This is a genomic window from Pseudomonas sp. NPDC089569 (assembly GCF_050280625.1).
Classification (GTDB): domain Bacteria; phylum Pseudomonadota; class Gammaproteobacteria; order Pseudomonadales; family Pseudomonadaceae; genus Aquipseudomonas.
The window spans coordinates 1-9,285 of the sequence record NZ_JBNNVQ010000156.1 but is presented as its reverse complement, the minus strand read 5'-3'; the positions used below and the strand labels follow the sequence as shown (position 1 = coordinate 9,285).

Annotated in this window: 8 protein-coding genes; 5 read left to right on the top strand and 3 right to left on the bottom strand. The window is 60.5% G+C overall.

Features of this window, described 5'->3' with window-relative positions; translation table 11 throughout:
* The 3 genes from der to ACQKP2_RS30670 all read left to right on the top strand — a co-directional run.
* The coding region (der, locus tag ACQKP2_RS30680; RefSeq protein WP_427582065.1) for a ribosome biogenesis GTPase Der at window positions 1-1,385 on the top strand (1,385 nt) is incomplete at its 5' end.
* A 147-nt stretch (window positions 1,386-1,532) separates the two neighbouring features.
* Window positions 1,533-2,681 (top strand): pyridoxal phosphate-dependent aminotransferase, encoded by a 1,149-nt coding sequence (locus tag ACQKP2_RS30675; protein ID WP_427582064.1) that lies wholly within the window; start codon window positions 1,533-1,535, stop codon window positions 2,679-2,681.
* Window positions 2,669-3,460 carry an amidohydrolase gene (locus tag ACQKP2_RS30670; protein WP_427582063.1) on the top strand — a complete coding sequence of 264 codons (792 nt, stop codon included), beginning with the start codon at window positions 2,669-2,671 and terminating at the stop codon, window positions 3,458-3,460. Before ACQKP2_RS30675 ends, ACQKP2_RS30670 begins: the two co-directional genes overlap by 13 nt.
* A 178-nt stretch (window positions 3,461-3,638) precedes the next feature.
* Here ACQKP2_RS30670 and leuA read toward each other — a convergent pair whose 3' ends face one another.
* Entirely contained in the window at window positions 3,639-5,318 is a 1,680-nt protein-coding gene (gene leuA / locus ACQKP2_RS30665; RefSeq protein ID WP_427582062.1) for a 2-isopropylmalate synthase, read from the bottom strand.
* Window positions 5,319-5,703: 385 nt separating this feature from the next.
* Here leuA and ACQKP2_RS30660 point away from each other — a divergent pair, with 385 nt between their 5' ends.
* Window positions 5,704-6,060, top strand: coding sequence for a hypothetical protein (locus ACQKP2_RS30660; protein ID WP_427582061.1), 357 nt, complete (start codon window positions 5,704-5,706; stop codon window positions 6,058-6,060).
* Between the two features lie 94 nt (window positions 6,061-6,154).
* Here the strand turns inward: ACQKP2_RS30660 and ACQKP2_RS30655 are convergent, their stop codons facing one another.
* Together ACQKP2_RS30655 and xseA are read right to left on the bottom strand one after the other, a co-directional pair.
* Window positions 6,155-6,976 carry a peptidoglycan DD-metalloendopeptidase family protein gene (locus tag ACQKP2_RS30655; RefSeq protein ID WP_427582060.1) on the bottom strand — a complete coding sequence of 274 codons (822 nt, stop codon included), beginning with the start codon at window positions 6,974-6,976 and terminating at the stop codon, window positions 6,155-6,157.
* Between the two features lie 3 nt (window positions 6,977-6,979).
* Window positions 6,980-8,359: an exodeoxyribonuclease VII large subunit gene (xseA, locus tag ACQKP2_RS30650; protein ID WP_427582066.1), complete on the bottom strand. Its 1,380-nt coding sequence runs from the start codon at window positions 8,357-8,359 to the stop codon at window positions 6,980-6,982.
* Window positions 8,360-8,430: 71 nt separating this feature from the next.
* On the opposite strand from xseA, the gene ACQKP2_RS30645 reads away from it, so the two are divergent.
* The gene (locus ACQKP2_RS30645; protein ID WP_427582059.1) at window positions 8,431-9,195 is read left to right on the top strand and encodes a sulfite exporter TauE/SafE family protein; all 765 of its coding nucleotides are present in this window, start codon (window positions 8,431-8,433) and stop codon (window positions 9,193-9,195) included.
* The last annotated feature ends 90 nt before the right edge of the window (window positions 9,196-9,285 follow it).

Below are 9,285 nucleotides of genomic sequence, written 5' to 3'. Positions count from 1 at the left end.
AACCGTGGAAGGCCATGAAAATGGTGCCGAACATGATCCCCAGCGCACCGGCCAGCATGGTCCACAGCGCCGACAAGCCAAGGCTTGGGCCGACACCCGGTGACGAACACGGTATGGACGAAAAAATGGCCGAGCAGTCGCTGCTGGCCATCGAAGAAGCGGATGTCGTGCTGTTCCTGGTAGATGCCAAGGCTGGTTTCACAGCCGCCGACCAGATGATCGCCGAGCATTTGCGCAAGCGTAACAAGCGTTCCCACGTGGTTGCCAACAAGGTCGATAACATCGACCCGGAAATGGCCCGCGCCGAATTCGCTCCGCTGGGTATGGGTCATGCGATCCCGATTGCCGGTGCCCATGGCCGTGGCATCACCCAGTTGCTGGAAACCGCACTGAGCGAGTTCCCCAAAGACGAAGAAGAGCCGGAAGAGGGCGAGGAAGAAGAGGTTGCCGAAGGCGAGGAAGCCAAGCGCATTCCTGGCCCGAGCGAGAAAGACGGGATCAAGATCGCGATCATCGGCCGTCCGAACGTTGGCAAATCGACCCTGGTCAACCGCATGCTCGGTGAAGACCGGGTAATCGTGTATGACCAGCCGGGTACGACGCGCGACAGTATCTACATCCCGTTCGAACGCAACGACGAGAAGTACACGCTGATCGACACCGCCGGTGTGCGCAAGCGCGGCAAGATCCACGAAGAAGTCGAAAAGTTCTCCGTGGTCAAAACCCTGCAGGCCATCAAAGACGCCAACGTGGTGATCTTCGTAATGGACGCCCGCGAAGGCGTGGTGGACCACGACCTCAACCTGCTGGGCTTTGCCCTCGAGGCGGGGCGAGCGATAGTGATTGCGCTGAACAAGTGGGACGGCATGACGCCGGGCGAGCGCGACTTCGTGAAGATTGAGCTGGAGCGCCGGTTGTTCTTCGTCGACTTCGCCGATATCCACTTCATCTCGGCATTGCACGGCACTGGCGTGGGCAACCTTTACGCCTCGGTGCAGAACTCGTTCAAGTCGGCGGTCACCCGTTGGCCAACCAGTCGCCTGACCCAGATTCTCGAAGACGCCGTGAGCGAGCACCAGCCGCCGATGGTCAACGGTCGCCGGATCAAGCTGCGTTATGCCCACCTGGGTGGCGCGAACCCGCCGATCATCGTGATTCACGGCAACCAGATCGAGAAGGTGCCGAAGTCTTACGTTCGTTACCTGGAAAACACTTACCGCCGAGTCCTGAAACTGGTCGGTACGCCGATCCGCATCGAGTTCAAAGGTGGCGAGAACCCGTACGAAGGCAACAAGAACACGCTGACCGACCGCCAGGTCAACAAAAAGCGTCGCTTGATGTCGCACCACAAGAAGGCCGAGAAGAAGCGTCGCGACAAACGCTGATTCGAGGTCACCCGCACCGCTCGATCCGACGGGGGGCGGGTTGAGAGAAGGGCGCTTTATGCGCCCTTTTTTTATGCACGCCGGATGGGCTATCCTCGGGCTCTCCCGCGCCGACGATAGTGCCGGGTGTAGAGCAGGGAATCACCGATGATCACCAGTAAGTTGCCGAATGTCGGCATCACTATCTTCACTCAGATGTCTCAACTTGCGGCGCAGACCGGCGCGCTCAATCTGTCCCAGGGGTTTCCCGATTTCGACGGCCCGCAAGCCCTGCGCGATGCAGTGGGGCGGCATATCGCCAGCGGCCATAACCAGTACTCGCCGATGACCGGCCTGCCGGCGCTGCGTCAGCAGATTGCGGCGAAGATTGCCCGTAGCTACGGCGCCAGCGTCGATGCCGATCACGAAGTGACCGTCACACCCGGCGCAACCCAGGCCATTTTCTGTGCCATTCAGGCGGTTATCCACAGCGGTGACGAAGTCATCGTGTTTGACCCGGCCTACGACAGTTACGAACCTTCCGTGGAGCTGGCGGGTGGGCGCTGTGTTCATGTGCAATTGGACGCGAACGATTTCAGCATCGACTTCCAGAAACTGGCCGAGGCCTTGAGCCCGCGCACGCGCATGATCATCCTCAATACCCCGCACAACCCTAGCGGGGCCTTGATCAGCCGTGCCGAACTGGACCAGTTGGCCGCCCTGATCCGGGATCGCGACATCTACCTGATCAGCGACGAAGTCTACGAGCACCTGGTGTACGACGGTGTGCCTCATGTCAGTGTGCTTGCCCATGAAGAGCTGTATCAGCGTGCATTCGTGGTCAGCTCCTTTGGCAAGACCTACCACGTCACTGGCTGGAAAACCGGTTATGTGGTCGCCCCGCCCGCCTTGACGGCAGAGCTGCGCAAAGTGCACCAGTACGTCAGTTTCTGCGGGGTGACGCCACTGCAATATGCGTTGGCCGATTACATGGCCGAACACCCGGAGCACGTCGAAGAGCTGCCGGGTTTCTATCAGGCCAAGCGCGATCTTTTCTGCGATCTGTTGGCGCCATCGCGCTTCAGTTTCACTCGGGTAGCCGGCACTTACTTCCAGTTGGTCGATTACTCGCAGATTCGCCCTGACCTCAATGACGTCGAAATGGCCCTGTGGATGACCCGTGAACATGGCGTGGCGAGCATCCCGATTTCGGTGTTCTACCAGACGCCACCCGAAGGCCAGCGCCTGGTGCGGCTGTGCTTTGCCAAGCGCGAGGAGACCCTGCGTGAAGCAGCGGAAAAACTATGCGTGATCTGAGCAATCTACCGACCCTGACGCTCGCGCTGATCCAGACGTCCCTGGCCTGGCACGACCGCCAGGCCAACCTTGAGCATTTCGAGTCGTTGCTTGAGCAGGCCCGTGGCGCTGATCTGATTATCCTGCCGGAAATGTTCACCACCGGCTTCTCGATGGAGTCCGAGACCCTCGCCGAGGCGGAAAACGGTCCGACCAGCAAGTGGTTGCGGGCTCAGGCCGCCAGGCTTGATGCGGTGATCACCGGTAGTGTCATCATCAAGGCCGCTGATGGCAGCCATCGCAATCGCTTGTTGTGGGCCCGACCGGACGGCGAATTGCTGCACTACGACAAGCGTCACCTGTTCCGTATGGCCGGCGAACACAACCACTACACACCCGGTGACCGTCAGGTGCAGTTCGAGCTCAAGGGCTGGCGTGTGCGCCCGCTGATCTGCTACGACCTGCGCTTCCCGGTATGGAGCCGTGACGCCCAGGACACCGACCTGCTGCTCTACACCGCCAACTGGCCGGGAGCCCGTCGTCAGCACTGGAACCGTTTACTGCCGGCGCGGGCCATCGAAAACCTCTGTTACGTGGCGGCGGTGAACCGCATCGGTACCGACGGCAAGGGCTTTGCGTATACCGGAGACAGTCAGGTGCTGGATTTCCAGGGCGAAACCCTGCTCAGCGCTGGCGAGGCGGACGGGGTGTTCAAAGTGGTGCTGGAGGCGGCGGAACTGGCGGCCTATCGCGAGCGGTTTCCGGCGAATCTGGATGCCGATACGTTCGAGTTCACGTAACCGATCGTTCCCACGCTCTGCGTGGGAACGCCTCTACGGACGCGCTGCGTTCGGCTTTGGAGGGGACGCGGAGCGTCCCGGGCGGCATTCCCACGCGGAGCGTGGGAACGATCAATACAGGCAAACAAAAGGCCCCGAGGTTCACACCTCGGGGCCTTTTGCATTGCAGTGACCGTGTTTACGCAGCCTTGGCTTCCGGCTGGCTCAAGGAACGGTTCAGTGCACTGAACAGGGCCTTGAAGCTGGCGGTGGTGATGTTTTCATCGACGCCGACGCCGTGTACCGCACGTTCGCCATTGACTCGCAGCTCGATGTAGGCGGCTGCCTTGGCGTTGGTGCCTGCACCAATGGCGTGTTCGTTGTAGTCCATGATTTCCACCGGTACCGGCAGGCCCGCCACCAGTGCTTCCAGGGCGCCGTTGCCCTTGCCGCGCCAGTGCAGGTTGGTTTCGCCCTGGCCTTTGCTGGCCACTTCGACTTCGACGAAGCTGTTGCCGTTTTCTTCCTGCAGGCGATGGCTGACCAGCGCGTACGGGGTGTTGGCCTGCAAGTACTCGCTGTGCAGCAGGGCGTAGATTTGCTGGGCGGTCATTTCCAGGCCCAGGCGATCGGTTTCACGCTGCACGACCTGGCTGAACTCGATCTGCATACGGCGCGGCAGGCTGATGCCGTACTCCTGCTCCAGCAGGTAGGCGATACCGCCCTTGCCCGACTGGCTGTTGACGCGAATCACCGCCTCGTAGCTGCGACCGATGTCGGCCGGGTCGATCGGCAAGTACGGCACTTCCCACAGGGCATCCGGTTTCTGCTGGGCGAAGCCCTTGCGGATAGCGTCCTGGTGCGAGCCGGAGAACGCGGTATGAACCAGGTCGCCGACGTAGGGGTGACGCGGGTGCACCTGAATCTGGTTGCACTCTTCGACCACTTTGCGCACGCCGTCGATGTCCGAGAAGTCCAGCTCAGGGTTCAGGCCCTGGGTGTACATGTTCAAGGCCACGGTGACCAGGTCAACGTTACCGGTGCGCTCGCCGTTGCCGAACAGGCAGCCTTCGACGCGGTCGGCGCCGGCCATCAGGCCCAGTTCGGTGGCGGCCACGCCGGTGCCACGGTCGTTGTGGGTGTGCAGGCTGATGATCACGCTGTCACGACGGTTGATGTTGCGGTGGAACCATTCAATCTGATCGGCGTAGATGTTCGGCGTCGCGCATTCGACGGTGGCCGGCAGGTTGAGGATCATCTTGCGCTCGGGCGTCGGGTTCCAGACCTCGATCACCGCGTCGCAGACTTCCTTGGCGAACTCAAGCTCGGTGGCGCTGAAGGTTTCTGGTGAATACTGGAACGTCCACTCGGTGTCCGGTTGCATGGCTGCGTATTTGAGGAACAGCTTGGCAGCGTCCACGGCGATGGCCTTGATCCCGTCCTTGTCCTGGTTGAAGACAATGCGACGGAAGGAAGGGGAGGTGGCGTTGTACAGGTGAACGATGGCTTTCTTCGCGCCGCGCAGGGATTCGAAGGTGCGCTCGATCAGGTCTTCACGGCCCTGGGTCAGCACCTGGATGGTGGTGTCGTCCGGGATGTGGTTGCCTTCGATCAGGGTGCGCACGAAGTCGAAGTCGGTTTGCGAGGCGGCCGGGAACGACGCTTCGATTTCTTTCACGCCGACTTGCACGAGGGTTTTCCAGAAGCGCAGCTTTTTCACCGAGTCCATCGGCTCGATCAGCGACTGGTTGCCGTCACGCAGGTCGGAGCTGCACCAGATCGGCGCGGCGTCGATGGTTTTCGATGGCCAGGTACGGTCCGGCAGGTTGATGACCGGAAACGCGCGGTATTTCGAAGATGGGTCTTTGAGCATGCTCATCGGGAAATCCTTATTGTGTGGGCCGAAAAAAGGCGGCCTGCCGGTGGATCGAATGTTCTGGTAATGCGTGGGTCGAGTTGCCGCGATTCAGCCGGGCAGTCGTGCACTGACGAGGCACAAACTGCGGTGCTGACGGAGCTGGATGAGGGTGTGAGAGGTTTTCATGTCTTCAACCCTAACCGCGGTGAGAAAGGATGGCAAGCAGTCGGAAAAAATTGAGAGAAATACTCGCTGCTGCATATTTTTCGAGATTTTATTGCTTTGAATGTCCATGGGCTTCTTGTTCTTTGCGCGAGCTTTGAGCGGTGCGCAATCGTTGGTTCGTACGCAAATAGCAATGGCTGAAGCTATTCTTAAGGCCTCGACTGACAGGTGGGAGTCGGTGATGAACGAGTCCGATTGGAAGTTGTATTGTGCGTTGCGTCCGGTGGCCCATGAGCGGATGTGCGTGCGAATCATGACCGATGTCGAAAAAATCGTGCTGGACAAAAGCATCGCGCCCGTTGAGCGAATCGAAGCCAGTGAGGAATTGTTGAAGACCGGGCAAAAAGAGCTGTATTGGGCCTTTGGCGTTTTCCGGTTTTCTCGCCATGAAGCGCGCTCGCATTTGCTCGGGCTATGCGCCCGGCAGTTGATCACTGCAGATGAGTTGAGCGGCTTTTCCCAGGAATTGCAGGAATGGGTCAGGCACTGCCTGGCGGATCGCGAAGCTCACGGGATTGAGGATCTGGAGGCGCAGTGATGACGCCATCGCGAGCAGGCTCGCTCCCACAAGCCTTGCACCGAACCTGTGGGAGCCAGCCTGCTCGCGATGGCGCCAGAAGCATCAATGAAGTTTAAGGCTGAAACGCCCCGATAAAAATCGCCGGATCCACCCGCGCATCGTTCAGGCTGATGTTCCAGTGCATATGTGGCCCGGTCGCCCGGCCGGTGGAGCCAACCTTGCCAACCACACTGCCGCGCGCCAGTTGCTGGCCGACCTTCACATCGATTTTCGACATGTGGCAGAACATGCTGATAAAGCCCTGGCCGTGGTCGACAAACACGGTGTTGCCGTTGAAGAAGTAATTGCCGATCAGGATGACCTTGCCCGCAGCCGGGGTCTTGATCGGGGTGCCGGCGGGTACGGCGAAATCCAGGCCGGCATGAGGATTGCGCTCTTCACCGTTGAAGAAACGGCGTACACCGAACTTGCTCGACAGCGGACCGTTGACCGGTTTGTCCAGCAGCAGGTTGCTTGGCGTATTCGGGCTGAACGTACGGTAGGCGGCCACCTGCTCGGTCAATTCACGTTCGATTCGCTTGAGGTTTTCCGGATCAGGATTGACCTGCTGCGTGTTCTTCAGGGTAATGCGTTGCTCCGGGTACTTCTTGTTGCCGACAGAGAAATTCAGGCTGCGCCCGCCACTGTTGATGGACTGGACGCCCGGCTTGACCGTCAGAGGTACGCCGACAATGGCCAGCCAATTGTTCTGCTCCTTGACCACCAGTACCGGTTTGCCTTGATAAGTGGCTTTCGGTGCCTGGGGCGCGGCGCCCAGATCCACCACTGCCACGCCGCCGGGCACGGGTTTGTTCAGCAGCCGCGTGATGTAGCTGTCGGCGTGGGCATTGAAAGACAGGCACAGCACAAACAGCGAAGCGATATAGCGCGACATGAATCAATCCAGTAAAGAAAGGGTGACGGGCGTCAGGTGATTGTCTTCGACCCGCACTTGCAGCTCGCCTTCACCCAGCCTGGCTTTCAGACGCTGGCCGGTGTGGGTTTGCGCGGCATTGCGGATTGCGTTGCCGCGCTCATCCAGCAAGATACTGTAGCCACGACCGAGGGTGGCCAGAGGGCTGACGACATGCAGGGTCTGCATCTGGCTCTGCAGTTGCAGGCGACGACTTTTCAGGCCTTCGCGCATGGCGCGGGGCAAGCGCTCGGCAAGGCTGTCCAGGCGCTGGCGCAGCATCGCCAGTTGCCGCCCGGGATGTTGCCCGGCCAGGCGGGTTTCCAGGCGGATCAGTCGCTCGCGACGAGTGTTGAGGTTGCGCTCGAAGGCCCGGCGCAGACGCATGTCCAGATCGTCCAGGCGTTGTGCTTGCTGGCGCAGGCGTTCGCCGGGATGACGCAGCCGGCGAGAGACGCCTTCCAGGCGCAACCGGTCGCGCATCAGGCGATCACGCATGCGCATCACCAGCCGGCGGTGCAGGCTTTCGACCCGACGCAACAGGTCGCTGGAGTCCGGTGCCAGCAGTTCGGCGGCGGCAGACGGTGTCGGGGCGCGAACGTCGGCCACGAAATCGCTGATCGACACGTCGGTTTCATGGCCGACGGCACTGACGATCGGTGTCACGCAGGCGTCCACGGCGCGGGCCACGGCTTCTTCGTTGAAACACCAGAGGTCTTCCAGGGAGCCGCCGCCACGGGCCAGGATCAGCGCATCGAAGCCGCGGGCGTCCGCCAGTTTCAACGCACGGACAATCTGTGCGGTGGCTTCGCGGCCCTGGACGGCCGTGGGGATCAGGGTCAGGCGTACCTGCGGCGCACGACGACGGAACACACTGATGATGTCGCGTATGACTGCGCCGGTGGGCGAACTGATGATGCCGATCCGCTGCGGATGCGCCGGCAGCGCTACTTTACGTTCGGTGCTGAACAGGCCTTCGGCGCCAAGTTTTTCCTTCAGGGCATCGAAGGCCAGCCGCAATGCACCATCGCCGGCGGGCTCCACGGTGTCGAGAATCAGTTGATAGTCGCCACGTCCCTCAAACAGCGAGACCTTGCCCCGTACCTTGACCGCCAAGCCATCCTTCAGCGCTTGCCGGACCCGTGCGGCGTTCTGCCGAAACAGCGCACAACGCACCTGGGCGCCACTGTCCTTGAGGGTGAAATACACATGGCCGGATGCCGGGCGGGCGAGGTTGGAGATTTCGCCTTCGACCCAGATATTGCTGAATACGTCTTCGAGCAACACCCGCGCACGGCCGTTGAGTTGGCTGACAGTCAGGACTTCACGGTCAAGGCCGAGCCTTGCAAAGGGATCTTTAATCATGGGGCGCATGATAAAGGCATTCTTGAACCGAATGCACGAGCCCCCGGCAGCACCTACAAGGATTGGATGAAATGTTGGTTGATTTATTGGGTCAATGGAGTTTTGGCGCAGTGGACTGGTTGGCAATCGGCGCAGGCATCGCGCTGGCCTACATCGTATTCGGTATCGCCGGTTTCGGTACGGCGCTGGTGGCCGGGCCGATCCTGATCCTGTTCATGCCCTTGTCGAAAATCGTGCCACTGCTGGTGCTTTTGGACTTCGTCGCAGCGTTCGGCAATCTGGTGCCTTCTCGACGGGATGTGCACAGGCCCGAGTTGTTGCGGTTGCTGCCCTGCATGGGCGTGGGGTGCACGCTCGGCGTGATCTTTCTGCTGAACCTGAAATCCGATCTGTTACTGCTGTTGATGGGGCTGTTCATCAGCGCCTACGCGATCTACAGCCTGTGGATAAAGGCACGTCCGACAATGTTATCCACCGCTTGGGCGGTGCCGATGGGCGTGGTGGGCGGCACGTTCGGTGCCTTGTTTGGCAGCGGCGGCTTTTTGTATGCGATCTATCTGAACAGTCGCTTGCCCAAGGATCAGGCGCGGGCGACCCAGAGTGCGCTGATCAGTTGCAGTACGGTGGTGCGCTTGAGTCTGTTTTCGGTGGCGGGCGTGTATGCCGATGGGCCCTTGCTGGTGTTGGCCGTGTGCTTGCTGCCGGCGATGGGGCTGGGATTGTGGGGCGGTCGGCGTTTGGCCAGGCGTTTATCACGCGAGGCGTTTGTGCGGTTGGTGACGTGGTTGGTGCTCGCAAGCGGGATTGCGTTGATTGGACGCTATCTGAGCGCCTGATCGTATTTCACGCATTCTCTAATCGTAGGAGCCAGGCTTGCCGGCGAAGGCGTCCTTAAAAACACCATAACCGGCACACCAGGCAAAAAA

What these genes read in the sequence shown, in the direction of transcription:
- ACQKP2_RS30675 (WP_427582064.1), top strand. Translation starts at nt 1,533, where the DNA reads ATGATCACCAGTAAGTTGCCGAATGTCGGCATCACTATCTTCACTCAG.
- ACQKP2_RS30670 (WP_427582063.1), top strand. Translation starts at nt 2,669, where the DNA reads ATGCGTGATCTGAGCAATCTACCGACCCTGACGCTCGCGCTGATCCAG.
- leuA (WP_427582062.1), bottom strand. Translation starts at nt 5,318, where the DNA reads ATGAGCATGCTCAAAGACCCATCTTCGAAATACCGCGCGTTTCCGGTC.
- ACQKP2_RS30660 (WP_427582061.1), top strand. Translation starts at nt 5,704, where the DNA reads ATGAACGAGTCCGATTGGAAGTTGTATTGTGCGTTGCGTCCGGTGGCC.
- ACQKP2_RS30655 (WP_427582060.1), bottom strand. Translation starts at nt 6,976, where the DNA reads ATGTCGCGCTATATCGCTTCGCTGTTTGTGCTGTGCCTGTCTTTCAAT.
- xseA (WP_427582066.1), bottom strand. Translation starts at nt 8,359, where the DNA reads ATGATTAAAGATCCCTTTGCAAGGCTCGGCCTTGACCGTGAAGTCCTG.
- ACQKP2_RS30645 (WP_427582059.1), top strand. Translation starts at nt 8,431, where the DNA reads ATGTTGGTTGATTTATTGGGTCAATGGAGTTTTGGCGCAGTGGACTGG.